This window comes from Pseudoselenomonas ruminis (genome assembly GCF_008271295.1).
Taxonomy (GTDB): domain Bacteria; phylum Bacillota; class Negativicutes; order Selenomonadales; family Selenomonadaceae; genus Selenomonas_A; species Selenomonas_A ruminis.
Window position 1 is genome coordinate 770401 of sequence record NZ_VTOY01000001.1, and the last position, 16489, is coordinate 786889.

The following is a 16489-nucleotide window of genomic DNA, read 5'->3' on the forward strand; positions in this document are numbered from 1 at the left end:
TCAATCCCCTTATTTTCCTACAGTATCAGCGTCCTTCGGATAAGCTATAATCCAAGGTTGATAGCGCTCCTTCTTGGGCAGCATGGAATGGTCAAACCACATGGAGTAGAATTTTGTAGCATTGCCAGCGGTATATCCGTCCTGTTTATGGTCACAAGTATCGTAAGGATCTGCAAAAATAAGCATATCATCCAGCATTGACTTCGTTCCCATGTTGTCATAGCCAATAATAGCCCGCCAATGACCGCCCCACTCTATATTTTCCACCAGTACCGGTTTCCCCTGAGCCAGCGATTCCAGGATAAAGGTACGGAAATCCTCATAGCGGCTAAGCTTATCGCTGTTCAGGCTGCTGCGCACCTCCCAGCCGATTCCTTTAAAGAATCCAACCATATTTCTAAGCCCGGTACCGATTGGATACCCCTGGGTTTTCATGGCCTTTGTCAAGCTCATTTCATCATAATCCCTGTTCCCATACCAATAAAGCACGGTCAAGGCAACGGCAGGGCCACAGGTATACTCTCTTGCCTGTTGATAGGTCTTATAGTGGGAAAGTACAATACGGCGTCCCGGGATACTTTCCATGTTGTAGAAATCCATTTTTGTAAAATACGGTGAATTCTTATGATTTATTTCGGCTGGAGCAGATGAAGCACCTTCTGTAACCGTATCAAGCCCAGCCGGATAGGGAATCACCTTCTCTTCTGCCATAGTCGTGGAGGCCGTAAAACATAGCATACATGCCAATGATAAAGCCAGTTTTGCTCTCATGCGAAAAAATTTCCTCATATCCACCACGCTCCTATTCCACTTATACGCTTTTGAACTCCATCTTCCGATTGTATAATTCAATTTTCACCGTCCAATTACCTGCCTCCTCAACGACAAAAGGCAATGCACATATTTCATGCACATTGCCTGATGCTTGTCACGCTTATAAGCTCTCCACCCAGTTTTTAAGGTCAGCAACCGAAGGATTCCCATTCAGCAGCTTGCCTTCCCGGATAGCGGTACTGTCTGCCACGCTTCCTTTCAGTCCTTCCACGGCCTTGCCAAAGCCGCTGCCGCCGGAGGTGGCGAAGAGAATAATGGTCTTGCCGGCAAAATCATAGCTTTCCAGGAATGTGTTAATGATGGTGGGCGCCACATACCACCAGATGGGAAAGCCCACAAATATCACATCATAGTCCGCAATCCTGGCGTCACCTGCCGCAATCTGCGGACGAGATTTACTATCCCGCATCTCCACGGAGCTGCGGGAATTTTTATCATGCCAATCCAAATCAGCCTGGGTATAGGGCACTTCCGGCTTGATTTCAAACAAATCTGCCCCAGCCGCCTCGGCAAGGTTCTTGGCAGCCTTTGCCGTCACACCGCTGGCGGAAAAATAAGCTACTAATTTCTTACTCATGTGATTACCTCCAATATCAAATGTTCATGCTTTTAGATAGCGCTGCAATGCGGCTCCGAGCAAAACATAAAGTCCGATGGTTCCGCAAAGCAACAGTACATAGATGACCGCCGGTTCGTTGGTAGCTGCCGTGGCAAAGATATGTTTCATCAATAGGCGGTCACCGATGCGGTTCAGGAAGGACGCATAAATCCCTGCACTGAGCGCCGCCAGACTCAAAGCTGCCACAACTGTCCGTTTAGCCACAGCAGATAGTTTCCAGTCAAAGACCTTTTGCCACTGCCCCAGCCAGCCTTTGAAATGCAGCCCCCAATGGAGGCCGCATAAAATCAGCAGGGCATAGGGCAGGGACACATGATACTGATGAATGACAATGCTGCGCTGGATTTCCAGCGGCATGATATCTTTCAGCAGGAAGTTGGATATGCCAAGACCGGCAAACACAGTCACCAGCACCACGGCAATCAGCAATATATCAATGACCGTGCCCAAAGCCCGCCGAAAATTCCATTTGCCCTGCCGCAAGCTTTTCAGCCAGTGACGATTCTGATAGAGATGAACGCCTGCCAGCAGGAACCAGACTACGCCTATGATTTCATGCAGCAGCTTGGGGATATAGTGAAAACTCATGGTCAGCACAAACAGCAACGGCAAAAGCGCCGTTACGGCCATGCGCCGATTTATGCTCCGGTAATTCATAGGCCTAAGCCATTGTACCAGGCTTTGATTTCATCGGCGCCAGCCTGCGGGCTGAATAACTTGCCCGGTTTCCAGTTGGCCTTGCCTTTGGTAATCCTGGCCAGGTAATCTGCACTGCTGCCAATATCGCTGCCGCCGGAGGTGCAGATAGCCGTCATATTCTTGCCTGTAAAGTCATAGCTTTCCACGAAGGTATCCATGATGCGGGGAGCCTGGGCCCACCAGATGGGATAGGCCAGGATAATGGTCTTGTAGCCCGCAATAGGAGCATTCTTATCGGCCAGCTTAGGGCGGGCGCTGTCGTTCTTCTGCTCCACCGTGGCTCTGGTGGTTTCGTCATTGTAATTCAGGTCTTCGGCCGTATAGGGGGATTCCGGCCGAATTTCATACAAATCTGCGCCCAGCGCCTTGGCGGTGTTCTCCGCCAGTTGCTTCGTGTTGCCCGTCGCGGAAAAATACGCGACTAAGATCTTATCTCCCGTTGCATTATTATCAGCCGCCTGTGCCACAGTTTTCGTTGGCGGAGCCTTTTCCTCAGCCTTGCCATTATCTGCACCGCAGCCCATCAGCCCCAGTACCATCAGCATAGACAAACAGGCAATCCATAATTTCTTCATACATCTTGCTCCTTTCCAGTCAGCTTACATCAACACTTATGGATAAACTCTATCACTTAAAGCCAACTCTAAGTCAAGCCTCGTTAGAGATTCGCTCCGATTTTGTAGGCAATATCGGCAAACTGGGATTTTTCCACCAGGGAGCGGGCACCGCAGCCTGTAGCCATCACCTGCCCCACATCCTGCCATTCCATGTAACGCACCAGCGTATTATAGTGATTGACCAATGCTTCCATCGTCCAATCGGCACTATTGTAAGCTGTGGCTATCATGATGGATTTCTTGCCATGGAGCTTTTCGGTCCGGGAATAGAACCTATCGATAATCGTCTTTAACTGAGCCGACATGCCAAAGTAATAAAGCGGTGTGGTCAACACAATTAAGTCTGCCTCCAGCATCTTGGGCATCAACGCGTTTTCAATGGCATCCTTAAAAATGCACGGACCGTCCATACCGCATTTGTCGCAGCCACGGCAAGGGTGCGTTTCCTCATTGGCCGCATCAAAGGTAAAGACCTCGTGTCCGGCACTTCTGGCTCCATCCGTAAACCGGTCAGCCAGATAAATAGATGTTGATTCATTTTTCGGATGGGGACTGCTGGTGATTACCACAATTTTCATTTTCGTGCCTCCTGATATGCTGCCCTTTTCCGGGACAACATTTGCTTTTGACTCATCGCCAGTCAGGGCCGACAGACCGCAGCCTGTCAAAAAGAAGGTTACCGCCCCCATGCCGCTGACTTTCAAAAACTCCCGTCTGTTCATACACATCAATCCTTATATTTTCAGGGCAACTTGTTATACTCCTTTTCCTCCACCGGCTCACACCACTCATTGGAAGTATTTTCCCCCGGCACCTCGATGGCGATATGCTGGAAGGCGGAGTCCTTGGCGACGCCATGCCAGTGCTTGACACCTGCGGGGATATGCACGACATCTCCCACCTTCAATTCCTGAGCAGGCTTGCCCCATTCCTGATACCAGCCACGGCCGGCAGTGACCAGCAGCATCTGCCCGCCGCCTTTGTCGGCATGATGGATATGCCAATGGTTGCGGCAGCCCGGCTCAAAGGTCACATTGCCAATCACGACCTGGTCGAGGGAAATCATATTCAGATAACTCTTGCCGTCAAAATACTGGGCATAGTTGACATTTTCACCGCCAACGGGGAACAGGCTGGTTTCTTTGATGGTTTCCAAATCCATAGGATCGCTTCCTTTAGTCTCTGTATTCTGGGCAGCTGGCTCGTTATACACTTCCTTGGCCAGATTGAACGCCGCCCAGGCCTTGGGCCAGCCAGCATAAAATCCCAACTGGGTGATAACCTCAGCCATTTCCTCACGGGTAACACCGTTCTTCTTCGCTGACTGCAGATGATATTTCAAAGAGCTGTCCGTCATGCCGCTGGCCACCAATGCCGAAACCGTCACGATGCTGCGGTCATGGAGAGACAGCACATCATTTTTCGACCAGACCTCTCCAAAGAGAATATCATCATTATAACGGGCAAAGTCCGGGGCAAAATCCCCCAACTGCTGCCTTCCTGCAGTCTGTACTACCTTCACGGCTTTCTGATTACCTGCACTGTTTGCCATAACTGTTGCCTCCCATGTAAAAAAACTGCTGCTCCATAATAAGCCAGCGGCCAGTCCTGCCGCCAGGAACTTCCTGTCTTTCATAACACACACATCAGATTTTTTCGCCAGCCCAGGTACCTTTAATCCCCTGGACTGCTGTCTGTGCATCGATTATCTTATCGCTATTATCAATATCTACAAGCTGGTAACGGTCATTGCCCATACCCATTTCTTTCATATAGGTAAGCTGACGCATGCTATGGCGGAATTCCATCCGCTCCACCAAGTCATGCTTGCTTTCTTCTGGCAGGGCATAGACCAAATCCACGCTAGCCTGGTCGGCAGCCAGAATATCCAGAGAAGCCACAATGCCCACATCGGGAGTTACCACGGGCTTGGCCCCGGTACCTGCACAATCGCAGTCCACACTCATATTCCGCAAAACATTGATAAAGGCGATTTTCCCGGCAAAGTGATTTACCGTGGCCTTGGTGGACTCGGTCATACGTTCCATAAACTCTTCCTGCACGATGCCCCACTGCTGGCCGCTGTCACCGCTGTGAATCATTTTCTTGCCAATGCGACCATCGGCACAGCCAATGCCCAAATTCTTGTTGGAGCCGCCAAAACCTCCCATGGCATGCCCCTTGAAATGGGTCAGTGTCAGCAGGGAATCGTAGTTCAGCATATTCTGACCCACGCTCATTTCCTGGAACCACTTACCCCCAGGCACCGGCAGCATGGCAGTGCTACAACGGCCAGAGCTGCCCCGGCCAATTTAACAAATTTTCGTCTGGACATTCGCTTTTCCATAGCCTTGCCACCTTTCCCTTATTACTTCTTTGCCACTTCCACCTGGTCTATTTCCTGCCCGTCCGGCAGGAAACATTTGATGACAATACGCTCTTTCGTCACATCCATAGTAAGGTAATTGTCTGTCTCCGGCTGTGGAGCAACCCGCTCATCCAATGCATGGTCTATCCAAAGTCCCGGATAACGCACGTTCCCTGCCACCCCTGTAAGGATATAGAGGGGCCCCTTGCTGTCATGATGGTTCCCGCGAATATGACCGCGATTGCGGTAAGTGTGCAGATGAGCCGAAAACACAATGTCAATGCCCAATTCCTCAAAGAGAGGCATAAAGGCTTCTCCTACATCGGAAATTCCTTCCTGCCGCTCGGGGCGGTTGTGAATGCGGTATTGCAGAACATCCTTGTGAATCAGCACGATTTTCCACTGCTTAGTGCTTTGCTGAGCATCCTTCCTAAGCCACTCTATCTGCTCCTCCTTGAGCCCGGACTTGAAATCCTCCGTTTCATCCCATTGGCTGTTCAGCACCATGAAATGCACCGGGCCATAGTCAAAGGAATAGTAGTAGCGGGCAAAATCACGACTCCCGTTTTCCGGTACAGCAAAGTACTTGAGATAGGCCTCCGGCAGACGTACCTTCCAATTCTGTTTATAAGTTTCGTGATTGCCCATAACAGGCACAAAGGGCATGCGGTTTACAATGCCATCTACCGCGTGAAACCAGGCCTGCCATTGGGTATGGTCCTCGCCATTGTCCACGATATCTCCCATATTGACGAAAAAGGCCGCCTCAGGATTACGCCATGCCGCCTCCTGGGCCAAATGCTCCCAATCACTGTAATCGCTGGACTGGGAATCCGGGAAGATTAGGCACTGAAAACCTTCCTCCCCTGCCGTATGCAAAGGCTGCCACTGACTAGCGGAGTTTTCGGAAACCAGGCGGTACTCATAGGCCGTAGCTGGTGCCAGCCCTGCAAGCTTTGCCACATATTGGCAGTTCGTCACACCATCATCTGTAAAGAAATCCTCACTGGCAGGGACGGCCTCTGTTTCCTCCTGCCCCTGAAGTCGATATTCCACCTTGGGACTGGAAAGGGTACTGCCTGACTGCCACATAATGGTGCTGGCCGATGCAGGGTCAGCAGCAATGACTTGGCGAAGACACTGAAAATCTAGGTCATTGGTCAGATTTCGCATGCCATTGGCCACTTGCCGATACCATGTCCCTTTCCCAAGAAAGACTCCGCCACCTAAGAGCAGTCCGCCACCGATAAGAGCCTTTAAGAAATTGCGGCGTGTCAATATATGGTTGGTTTTGTTCATACCTAAACCTTTCTGAAACATTTCATAATTACAAACTGGTTCCCAGTTTTTTAGCTTTTGTCAAAGCCGTGTTTCCAGCAATGTCTCCCGCATCCGTCACGCCACCACAAAACAGCACATCCGTTAAGCGGGCTTTTTGGAAACATGTTACCCAGCCTTCCAGCCCCTTACGGGCACCATCTACAGCACTTGCATCTTCATCAGCAGCAGTGGCCAAAAGATAAATCTCCCTGAATGCATACTCTGTCGGAAACAGAGGATTCGCCCTATCCAAAAGCGTCTTCAGCTGACCGCACATTTCGTAGTAATAGATGGGTGTCGCAAATACCAGTACATCGGCCTTGCCCATCTTCTCAACAATATCGTTGGCATCATCTTTGATTACACACTGAAAAGTTTTCTGGCAGGCAAGACAGCCACGGCAAAAGCCCAAGGTTTTATCACGCAGGGACAGCACCTCTACCTCATGCCCCGCCTCTCTGGCTCCATCAGCAAACGCTGCCGCCAGCTGTTCTGAATTGCTGTTTTTCCGCAGGCTCGTGGAAATCACTAATACATTCTTGCTCATACGCTCTCCTCCATACACAATCATTTCCGAAAACTCACCACTGCTTTGCCCGACCCCAATGCTTCGGCCAAGCCTTTGGGATTATCGATATGCCCCAGCCTGGTATAGCGATATTGACTCGGGAAGTCCTTATAGAATATCACCACATAATGGCTGGCAAAGAGCATGATGTCCCCGGCATGAATCTGGCCTATATCTTCATCATTGGCAGGAAAACCTTCAGCAAACTGGTAATACTTTTCGTTGCCATTAAGCTCTTCCATCTCCAAAGTCATGGGGAATTTTGCCATAAGCTGCCTGGTTGCCGGATTATCTTCCAAAACCGCCGTATACTCCTGCTGAGAAATATTCAGCTTTATTTTGTTAGCTAATGTGACCGCCCCCTTAGCCTCTGCTGGTTCTAAAGATTTGGCCGTCACAGCCGATGCATTTTTCTGCCCTGCCACGCTGCTTTCTGCACTACAGCCGGATACACAAAGCACTGCCATCAATGCAGCTATAAACCAAAGCTTGCCCATTGTCTCTCCCCCTTTTCCACTCTAACACCTGGAGCAAACTCCAAGTCAAGGAATTATTATACTTTTTGAGCCTGTATACGCAAACCAGACGCACTTTTCATCATCAGGCACTGCCCCCATACAACCAGAGCTGCTGCACCGCAAAGCACAAGGCCAGCCAACACTACATATTCAGTTCCCCATCCCTCTATAAACCAGCCGCCAACTGTTGTCCCCAAAACACAGCCGATATTGGCCGCAGTAAGAAAGAGACCATTGGCAAAGTCCGGGGCCTCGGGAGCTGCCTTGGTTATCCAATACTGGTTTATATTGCCATTGATACCACCCAAGATGCCCCACATAACTACCAAAACTCCCATAAAAGGCCAGACACTGCCACCGCCAAGCATAACCCCATACAGCATAGCCGTAGCTAAAGGAAATGCCTTAACCACAGACAAGGGGCGTATGGTCAGAAGATTTCCCGCCAACAAACTGCCCAGAATATTGCACAGCCCATAAACAAGAAGCAATAAACTGACCAGAGCGGGTGTTACCCCGGAGACCACAGACAGAAAATCAGCCAGATAATTGAATACGCCAAAAATCGAGCCGTTCAAAAACACCACTGCCATAATAGACGCCCACAATTGTGGCTTTTTCAGCACAGCCAGCTGGCTGCCATAGCTCATGCGTGACTTAGCAGGCATGGATGGTACCAGCCATAAGGTGGCCAGGAGCACCAACAGAGTTGCCACGGCGAAAAAAGTCATAGAGGCAGACAGGGATATCTGTTCCGCCAAGAAATTACTGATGGGCACTCCCGCCACCATACCGGCAGAAACGCCAACATTGATTTTTGCTACCGCTTTTGGTGCTTCGCCGGGTCGTGCCAATGCTGCCGCCACCGAAAACGCCATGGCACAGTAGACGGGATGGAAAAAGGCAGGTATGACCCTCGCCAATAGCAGCACATAGAAATCTTCTGCAAAGACCGCCACCACATTGCATAATGTAAACAGCCCCAAGATAAATACCATCACAGTCTTACGATTAAACCTGGACATGACAAGAGGCATGGTGGGCCCTGCCACCGCCACGCCCAAAGCAAACAGGCTGATAAGCCACCCTGCCTGCACAATGGTCACATCGTAGTCTTCGGCGATGTAAGGCAAAATTCCTATAAAGCCCATTTCCGTATTCAAGATACCAAACACCCCAGCTGCCAGGATAAACAGCAGTACATTCTTGCGTTCCAAAAAATTACCCCCAGTTTGCAAAAGCCTTCCCCGCAGGGAAGGCTCAGCCAAAGCTTATTTCAATTTCTTGTCAAAGAAGGCCACGAGACGGTCAAAGGGAATCTTGTCCTTGTTGTCATAAAGGTCTATATGGGAAGCTCCGGGCACGATAACCAGCTCCTTATTGTTTCCCTGAAGCTTCTTGAAGGCATCTTCTCCAAAGTAGCGGGAATGAGCCTTTTCACCATGAAGCACCATGACTGCATTCTGTATCTCATTGCTGTAGGACAAAATGGGCATGTTCATAAAGGAAAGTGCCGTAGTCTGATTCCATCCTCCGTTGGAATTCAAAGAACGAGGATGATAGCCACGCTCAGTCTTGTAGTAGGTATAGTAGTCCTTTACAAACCAAGGAGCATCCTCTGGCAACTGATCTGGCACACCCCCGGCATTTTTATAAGCGCCGTTCCTATAATCCTCTGTACGCTGCTTATTCAGTGCCTGACGGTTGGCATAACGTTCTTTGGCAAGTGCCCCGGCATCCTTGTCATTGTCAAAATACCCATTGGCCATAACACGGCTCATGTCGTACATAGTGGAAGCAACTGTGGCTTTGATGCGGGTATCCATAGCTGCGGCATTGATGGCCATACCACCCCAACCACAGATGCCAATAATGCCGATACGGTTCGGGTCAACATTGTCCTGGATGGAAAGGAAATCCACGGCTGCGGAAAAGTCTTCCGTATTGATATCAGGTGATGCCACAAAGCGGGGCTGGCCGCCGCTTTCGCCGGTAAAGGACGGATCAAAGGCAATGGTCAGGAAACCACGCTCTGCCATTTCTTGGGCATACAGGCCGGAGGACTGCTCCTTCACAGCACCGAAGGGGCCGCTTACCGCCAGGGCCGGAAGCTTGCCTGAGGCATTCTTGGGCACATACATATCTGCCGCCAGTGTAATGCCATAACGGTTCACAAAGGTCACCTTGCGATGGTCAACCTTGTCGCTCTTGGCAAAGACCTTGTCCCATTTGTTCGTAAGGTTCAGCTTTTCTGCCTTGATGGCACGGTCTCCTTGCTTTTCTGCACTTTGCATCATATTTCTATCCTGTACAGCTGCCTCTGCACTCATGCCCATAGTCATCACTCCTATACACAGCATACCAGCCAGCATTATTTTCAAAGACTTTCTCACGTTGAATCCCCCTTGCTCTATTCACTCTTGCTTGATGATTTGAGTATAGCAAAAGGATTCTCCTAATACCAATACCTATATCAAATACCATTCTATGCTTTACAGTAATAGATTTTCCCCGTTATAATTAAGAGAAACGACGCACATACAAAGGAGGCCTTAAGCTATGGAACTGCGGGTATTGCATTACTTTTTGACTGTAGCCCGGGAGGGCAACTTTTCCCGGGCAGCGGAGAAGCTGCATCTTTCACAACCTACCCTGTCCCGTCAGATAAAGGACATGGAAGATGAATATGGCAAGATGCTGCTTATTCGGGAGCCACGCCGGGTGCTGCTCACTGAAGACGGCGAACTCTTACGCCGCAGGGCTGAGGAAATCCTCTCCCTGGTAGAAAAAACCGAAGGAGAGCTATTGAGCAATGACCGGTCAATTTCCGGTGACATTCGCATCGGAGCCGGAGAATCGGTGAACTTCCGCCTGGTCATGCAGGTGGCAAAGGAAATCCGCAACACCTATCCAGACATCCGCTTCCATATCATCAGCGGCGATGGCGAAACCACCCTGCATCGCCTTGATAGAGGCCTTATCGACTTTGGCTATGTCTATGGCGACCTTGACCCAGCCAAATATCATCAGCTTTCCCTGCCAGCCCGAGACCGCTGGGTAGTGCTCATGAACAATCAGGACGAGCTGGCCCAAAAAGAAACCATTGCCTCTGCCGACCTGCACAACCGGCCTTTGCTCCTCTCACGGCAAACCCTCTCTCCCAGCACCCACGGAGATGAGCTCCTCGACTGGCTGGGCAAGCCTCTGGAAGAGCTGCATATCGCGGGTTCCTACACCCTGCTCTATAACGCCTCCCTTATGGCACGTGAAGGTCTGGGCTGTGCCCTGGCCTTCGAAAACATCATCAATACAAAAGGGAGCGACATCTGCTATCGCCCCCTGAAGCCGGAGATTTTTGCCCAGCCATTTATCGCCTGGAAAAAGAATCAGGTATTTTCCAAAGCCTCTCAGAAGTTTTTAGAAGCTCTGAAAAATAGCTTTCTGTAAACAGGAACATTCCTCAAACATTTTCTCTGCTATTGACCAGACGATGGTTGAAAAACAAGAATAAAAAACTCAATGCAGTAAAAGAGCGTCATCAACATCGATGACGCTCCTTTGCTGTTATTTCATGTCCTCCCACCAGAACCCAAAGTTCTGGGCATTGTCAAGATAAGCCGCCTCCCCGATTTCCGGGGTCAGCAGTTTATACCCCCGCCCCTGGCTAAAGCGGGAGAGCTCCCGATAAGGTTCCTGCCAGGGATGACGGGAAAGGGTGAACTTGCCGCCATGGGCTGGCAGCAGCATTTTCGCCCCTACATCCGATGCGGCCTGGGCGGTTTCCTCTGGCAGCATATGGATGGCATGCCAGGCCATATTGTACTGGCCGTTTTCCCCCAGCATCAGGTCAAAACCGCCAAACTTTTCGCCGATGGCCTTGAAATGCTCGCCATAGCCCCCGTCGCCGGTATAATAGACCTTCCCCTTAGGCGTCACAAAGGCAAAACCGCACCACAAGGTTGGATTGCGGTCAAGGAAGCGGCCGGAGAAGTGTTGGGAGGGCAGGATATGGACGGAGAAATCTTCCGCCAGCCTAATTTCCGTATCCCAATCTTCCTCCCGCATAATTGACATGTCAAATCCCCAAGCTTCGAAGTGCTCACCTACCCCCAAAGGGCAGACAATATGCTTCACCTTAGGCTTCAAGGCCATAACAGTAGGATAATCCAAATGGTCCCAATGGTCGTGGGATATGGCCAGCACATCAATCTCCGGCATATCGTCAGCGGTATAGACATTGCTGCCGGGAAAGGACTTGTTGATGAAGAACACTGGCGAAGCATAATCGCTGAACACCGGGTCAATCAGTATCCTGCGTCCTCCCAGCTGCAAAAAGAAGCTGGAATACCCCAGCCACACCACAGCATCCTTATCTTTGTCCAAAGCCTTCAGATCTGTCTTTTGAGATAGCATGGTTTCCTTGGGAGATAGCTCGGATTTATCCCCAAAGAGGAATTTTGCCGTGGCCACGAAGAGGTTTTCCCCGCTATCCTCATTCATGACCTGCACCGGCACCAGATTCTGGAACTGGCCGTTTTTGTAATGAGGCGAGGCCTGTATACGGGCCAGCCGTTCCCCCTGGGGCAAACGACCAAACTCCGGCCGTTGGGTAAATAGCCAGCCACTGACGGACATCATGCCCACAACACCAATACCTCCCATAATAAATGTTCTGCGATTCATCTTTTTCCCCATTATAAATCAGAGCGTCAGACTGTCCACCCATTCTTTCAGCGCATCGATTGAAGGACTGCCGTTCAAAATTTTTCCTTCCATAACCGTCGCCCCCGGGCAGCTATCCTGAAGGCCTGCGACACTTTTGCCAAAACCGCTGCCACCGGAAGTTGCAAAGAGGATAATCTTCTTGCCTGACATGTCATATTCTTCCAGAAAGCTGTTGGTGATGTGAGGAGCCACATACCACCAGATGGGGAAGCCCAGGAAAATCACATCGTAATCTCCCATGTTCTCCACCTTACCCGTCACCGCCGGACGGGAGGACGTATCCCGCATCTCCACGCTGCTGCGGGAGTTCTTGTCCTGCCAGTTCAGGTCTTCTTTTGTGTAGGGCACCTCCGGCTTGATTTCGAAAAGATCTGCACCTGCGGCTTCAGCCAGCTTGCTGGCAACCTTGGCGGTTACACCGCTGGCAGAAAAATACGCGACTAATGCTTTGCTTATAATGGATCCTTCTCCCTTCTACACTTATAAAGTCTTTATGATATCCTCGGCAATCTGTTCAGCAGTCAGATGATGTTCCTGCGCCAGCTTGCCGTAATCATAGCGGTCATAGAATTTCTTGGGCAAGCCGAAGTTCAACACCTTCATCCTGTCTGCACCATAGAAGCGGGCAATCTTTTCGCCGAAGCCGCCTTCCAGCACACCATCTTCCAGCGTTACCACCATATCGTGGTTGTCTTTCAGACTCTCCAGCAATTCCTCATCCAGCCCCGTGATAAAGAGCGGATTGATTACCGTAGCCTCCATGCCCTGTTCTTTGAGCTTGGCCGCCGCTTCTTCCGCCAGATTGCAGAAACTGCCCAGACCGAGAATAGCCACCTGGCTGCCCTGGCGGACCACCTCGTACTTGTTCAGCTCGTCATAGCTCTTGCGGACAGGACGATTGGAGCTCCCCACCATCATATGGGGCACGCGGATGGCTACCGGGTATTTTTCCTGCGCCACCGACCAGTCCAGCATGGCCTGATATTCCTCCAGCGAGGTCGGTGCCAAGTAAACCAGATTGGGGATATTGCTCATCATGGGGATATCGTAGAAGCCCAGATGTGTCACATCATTCATGCCGTACATAGAGGCCCAGAATACCAAAAACGTTGCGGGACTGTTATTGACACATACATCCTGTGCCAGCTGATCATAGGTACGCTGGAAGAACGAGGAATAATCCCCAAAGACCGGATGGGCACCATTTTTCGCCAGACCGGATGCCATAGCCACCGCCTGCTCCTCGGCAATACCCACATCGATATAATGCTCACCCAGCTCCTCGCGGCGTGCCGGAGTAAGTCCCATGCTGGCAGGCGTAGCGGCCGAGATGGCGATGAATTTCTTATCCTCCTTAGCCAGCCGCAGGAAGGTCTCCGCCGTCTGCTCCGCATAAGGGTCAATCAACGGCTGTGTCACTTCACCGGTCTCGATATCAAAGGGCATATGCCAGTGCCACTCTTCCTTATTCTCTTCGGCAAACTTATAGCCTTTTCCTTTTTTGGTGACGATATGCAGCACCACAGGATGATTGATATCCTTGACTTCCTCCAGAGCCGCAATCATCGCCTCGGAATCATTGCCATCGGCCACGAAGCGATAATCAAGCCCCATAGCCTTGAACAGGTTACGTTCCGACTGGCCATTGGTATCCCTCAGCTCCTTGAAGCCCTTATACATACCGCCATGCACCTCGGCAATGCTCTGGTCATTGTCATTGAAGAGGATAATGAGGTTGGACTTCATCTCTCCCGCAGTATCGAGCCCTTCCAAAGCCTCGCCGCCGCTCATGGAACCATCGCCGATAATGGCGATGATGTTTTCCTTGTCCCCCTTGAGGTCACGAGCCTTGGCCAGTCCCGTTGCCAGACTGATGGAGGTAGACGTATGGCCTACATTGAACATATCGTGCGCGCTTTCCTCGGGGTTGGTATAGCCCGACACATCATCATAATGCTCCTCATAGAGATAGGCATCCTTGCGGCCCGTCAGCATCTTATGGGGATAGGCCTGATGGGAAATATCAAAGACAAACTTATCCTTCGGCGAATCAAACACCGTATGCAAAGCAATTGTTGCCTCCACAATACCGAAATCGGGGCCGAAATGGCCGCCATGGATACTAGCTCTTTTCAGCATAGCCTCCCGCATTTCACGAGCCAACGCCTTGCGCTGCTCCGCCGAGAACCCTTTGATATCCTCAGGGCCAGTGACTTTCTCCAAATACATGAAATCGCTCCTTTGCTCTAGCTTACAACCTTCAAAATCTCAGCTGATGTTTGTAAGTCTATACCTTGGAGTAAACTTCAAGTCAATACCTCTTCCCAAAAAAATTTCGCAGAATAAATTTCTCCCCCTCTCTGTTCGAATCACTTCTTTTCATAAATTTGATCAAAGGTTCCACCATCGGAGAAGTGTTCTTTCTGTGCCTTGGCCCAGCCACCGAAGGCATCGTCAATAGTTACCAATTTCACCGGCAGAAAAATGTTGGCGTATTTGGCAGCGATTTCCTTATCCCGGGGACGGTAAAAATGTTTCGCCGCAATCTCCTGTCCCATCTTGGAATAGAGGAAATTGATATAGGCTTCTGCCAACTTCCGCGTTCCTTTACGGTCTACCACATCATCAACCACAGCCACGGAGGGCTCTGCCAGAATGCTGATTGACGGTACCACAATCTCATAGGAGTCTGGAGCATCCTTCACGCAAAGCAGCGCTTCATTTTCCCAGGCAATCAGCACATCCCCCTGACCGCGCTGTACGAAGGAGGTCGTTGAACCGCGGGCACCGGAATCGAGAGCCACCACATTGTTGAACAACTTTTTCATGAATTCCTTGATCTTTGCCTCGTCGCCGTTATTTTTTTCCTTGGCATATTCCCAGGCTGCCAGATAATTCCACCGAGAGCCGCCACCGGTTTTGGGATTTGGCGTCACACTCTTCACATCATCGCGGATGAGGTCATCCCAGTCGTGGATGTTCTTTGGGTTTCCCTTGCGCACCAGAAATACAATTGTCGAGGTGTAGGGAGAGGAATTATCCGGGAACTTCTTACTCCAATTTTTGTCAATAAGGCCCGCCTGGGCAATTTCCTCAACATCATACGCCAGCGCCAACGTCACCACATCAGCCTGCAGTCCATCCCGCACCGAACGGGCCTGCTTGCCGGAGCCACCATGAGATTGGGAGAAGGTTACATCTTCACCGGCTTCCTTTTTCCATTCTTCCTTGAATACGTCATTGAAATCTGCATAGAGTTCCCGGGTGGGGTCATAGGAAACATTAAGAAATTCCTTGCCCGCTATCTCATTTTCTGCCGCTACGTCGCCGCCACATCCCGTCAACGTTCCCATTGCCAGAATCACACCTACTGCCGCCAGAACCAACCATTTCTTTGCCTTCATACCAATCACTCCTATGTTTTTTTATAAAGAAAAGCCTATGAAGCGGCACAGCAAAAATGCTGTACGGCTCCATAGGCTTTCGCTATCGAATGACCTGCGGGAATCCGCTAATCCTATAATCTTTTTCAATGCTAATAGTTTATATGGACACATAAAATTTGTCAATACTATGGGAAGCAAAAACCTTCACAATATCTTCACATTCTCTGCAAAAGTTCTGCATATTTCGCCGCTATACTGTAAACAGTCAATATAAACAACCCTTGAGGAGGAATTAGTGTATGACAAATTATATGGAACTTTTGATGACGAATCAGCCTTGGAATCTCATCGCCTTTATGGTGCTGCCGGTGGCAATGGCCGAACTCATCACCATGGCGGAATTTTTTATCCTGTCCGATGTCCAGGAACATAGGAGCTGGAAAAAACTTAGCCACTATCTGGGCATGATTTTAGGCGTTTATTTTACCGGGGTGTTCCTGTACCTGGTCACAGCCGTGGTACCGCAGATTGAATTCCGTGGCTGGATTGACCTGCTGGCTGTAGGCTTTTATATGCTAGGCGTCATCCCCTTGGGAGCCATTGCCTTGCAGGAAATGGGCGTCATAAGCAAGGCTTTTGACGAAAAAAGAAAAATGCACCGTCATATCTTGCTGCTGGTCACCTTCCTGATTGTCAGCCATGTAGCTATGGTTTTCGGCATGGTATCCCCTTCATTAGGTGGTTGGCAGCCAGCCCCCCAATATGATATGATGGATAGCAATATGAGCGGCATGCATCATACGAATGGTGCCGCCCATGGAATGAACCACTAATA

At 50.2% G+C, this 16489-nt stretch carries 19 protein-coding genes; 2 read left to right on the plus strand and 17 right to left on the minus strand.

Annotation, left to right across the window (positions count from 1 at the left end; genetic code table 11):
* Positions 1 to 9 precede the first annotated feature (9 nt).
* The 13 genes from FZ040_RS03540 to FZ040_RS03600 all read right to left on the minus strand — a co-directional run bounded on the left by FZ040_RS03540 (position 10) and on the right by FZ040_RS03600 (position 9879).
* The gene (locus FZ040_RS03540; protein WP_255448716.1) at positions 10 to 789 is read right to left on the minus strand and encodes a C39 family peptidase; all 780 of its coding nucleotides are present in this window, start codon (positions 787 to 789) and stop codon (positions 10 to 12) included.
* A 145-nt stretch (positions 790 to 934) separates the two neighbouring features.
* Positions 935 to 1411, minus strand: coding sequence for a flavodoxin (locus tag FZ040_RS03545; RefSeq protein ID WP_033169338.1), 477 nt, complete (start codon positions 1409 to 1411; stop codon positions 935 to 937).
* A gap of 24 nt (positions 1412 to 1435) precedes the next feature.
* Positions 1436 to 2110 (minus strand): hypothetical protein, encoded by a 675-nt coding sequence (locus FZ040_RS03550; RefSeq protein WP_074514582.1) that lies wholly within the window; start codon positions 2108 to 2110, stop codon positions 1436 to 1438.
* Positions 2107 to 2727, minus strand: coding sequence for a flavodoxin (locus tag FZ040_RS03555; RefSeq protein WP_149170712.1), 621 nt, complete (start codon positions 2725 to 2727; stop codon positions 2107 to 2109). Before FZ040_RS03555 ends, FZ040_RS03550 begins: the two co-directional genes overlap by 4 nt.
* Positions 2728 to 2810: 83 nt before the next feature.
* Positions 2811 to 3491 carry a flavodoxin family protein gene (locus FZ040_RS03560; protein WP_149170713.1) on the minus strand — a complete coding sequence of 227 codons (681 nt, stop codon included), beginning with the start codon at positions 3489 to 3491 and terminating at the stop codon, positions 2811 to 2813.
* 20 nt (positions 3492 to 3511) lie between these two features.
* Positions 3512 to 4321, minus strand: coding sequence for a carboxymuconolactone decarboxylase family protein (locus tag FZ040_RS03565; RefSeq protein ID WP_255448717.1), 810 nt, complete (start codon positions 4319 to 4321; stop codon positions 3512 to 3514).
* 94 nt (positions 4322 to 4415) lie between these two features.
* A complete protein-coding gene (locus FZ040_RS03570; RefSeq protein WP_255448718.1) occupies positions 4416 to 5009 on the minus strand; it encodes a DUF362 domain-containing protein in 594 nt (197 codons plus the stop codon).
* Positions 5006 to 5116 (minus strand): twin-arginine translocation signal domain-containing protein, encoded by a 111-nt coding sequence (locus tag FZ040_RS03575; RefSeq protein WP_149170715.1) that lies wholly within the window; start codon positions 5114 to 5116, stop codon positions 5006 to 5008. Before FZ040_RS03575 ends, FZ040_RS03570 begins: the two co-directional genes overlap by 4 nt.
* A gap of 21 nt (positions 5117 to 5137) precedes the next feature.
* Positions 5138 to 6436 (minus strand): purple acid phosphatase family protein, encoded by a 1299-nt coding sequence (locus tag FZ040_RS03580; protein WP_255448719.1) that lies wholly within the window; start codon positions 6434 to 6436, stop codon positions 5138 to 5140.
* Between the two features lie 28 nt (positions 6437 to 6464).
* Entirely contained in the window at positions 6465 to 7004 is a 540-nt protein-coding gene (locus FZ040_RS03585) for a flavodoxin family protein (protein WP_149170717.1), read from the minus strand.
* Between the two features lie 20 nt (positions 7005 to 7024).
* Positions 7025 to 7522, minus strand: coding sequence for a cyclophilin-like fold protein (locus FZ040_RS03590; RefSeq protein WP_222930936.1), 498 nt, complete (start codon positions 7520 to 7522; stop codon positions 7025 to 7027).
* 56 nt (positions 7523 to 7578) lie between these two features.
* Positions 7579 to 8760, minus strand: a complete 1182-nt coding sequence (locus tag FZ040_RS03595) for an MFS transporter (RefSeq protein ID WP_255448720.1) — start codon at positions 8758 to 8760, stop codon at positions 7579 to 7581.
* Between the two features lie 54 nt (positions 8761 to 8814).
* A complete protein-coding gene (locus tag FZ040_RS03600) occupies positions 8815 to 9879 on the minus strand; it encodes an alpha/beta hydrolase (RefSeq protein WP_255448721.1) in 1065 nt (354 codons plus the stop codon).
* Positions 9880 to 10102: 223 nt separating this feature from the next.
* On the opposite strand from FZ040_RS03600, the gene FZ040_RS03605 reads away from it, so the two are divergent.
* Positions 10103 to 10990 (plus strand): LysR family transcriptional regulator, encoded by an 888-nt coding sequence (locus FZ040_RS03605; protein ID WP_149170718.1) that lies wholly within the window; start codon positions 10103 to 10105, stop codon positions 10988 to 10990.
* A 117-nt stretch (positions 10991 to 11107) separates the two neighbouring features.
* Here the strand turns inward: FZ040_RS03605 and FZ040_RS03610 are convergent, their stop codons facing one another.
* The 4 genes from FZ040_RS03610 to FZ040_RS03625 form a co-directional block, all read right to left on the minus strand.
* On the minus strand, positions 11108 to 12226 hold the full coding sequence (locus FZ040_RS03610) for an MBL fold metallo-hydrolase (RefSeq protein ID WP_149170719.1): 1119 nt from the start codon (positions 12224 to 12226) through the stop codon (positions 11108 to 11110).
* Between the two features lie 18 nt (positions 12227 to 12244).
* On the minus strand, positions 12245 to 12727 hold the full coding sequence (locus FZ040_RS03615; RefSeq protein ID WP_149170720.1) for a flavodoxin: 483 nt from the start codon (positions 12725 to 12727) through the stop codon (positions 12245 to 12247).
* 21 nt (positions 12728 to 12748) lie between these two features.
* A complete protein-coding gene (locus FZ040_RS03620) occupies positions 12749 to 14497 on the minus strand; it encodes a 1-deoxy-D-xylulose-5-phosphate synthase (protein WP_149170721.1) in 1749 nt (582 codons plus the stop codon).
* A 140-nt stretch (positions 14498 to 14637) separates the two neighbouring features.
* Positions 14638 to 15672 (minus strand): sulfate ABC transporter substrate-binding protein, encoded by a 1035-nt coding sequence (locus tag FZ040_RS03625; RefSeq protein WP_149170722.1) that lies wholly within the window; start codon positions 15670 to 15672, stop codon positions 14638 to 14640.
* A 281-nt stretch (positions 15673 to 15953) separates the two neighbouring features.
* On the opposite strand from FZ040_RS03625, the gene FZ040_RS03630 reads away from it, so the two are divergent.
* Positions 15954 to 16487 carry a DUF6803 family protein gene (locus tag FZ040_RS03630; RefSeq protein WP_149170723.1) on the plus strand — a complete coding sequence of 178 codons (534 nt, stop codon included), beginning with the start codon at positions 15954 to 15956 and terminating at the stop codon, positions 16485 to 16487.
* Positions 16488 to 16489: the final 2 nt, after the last annotated feature.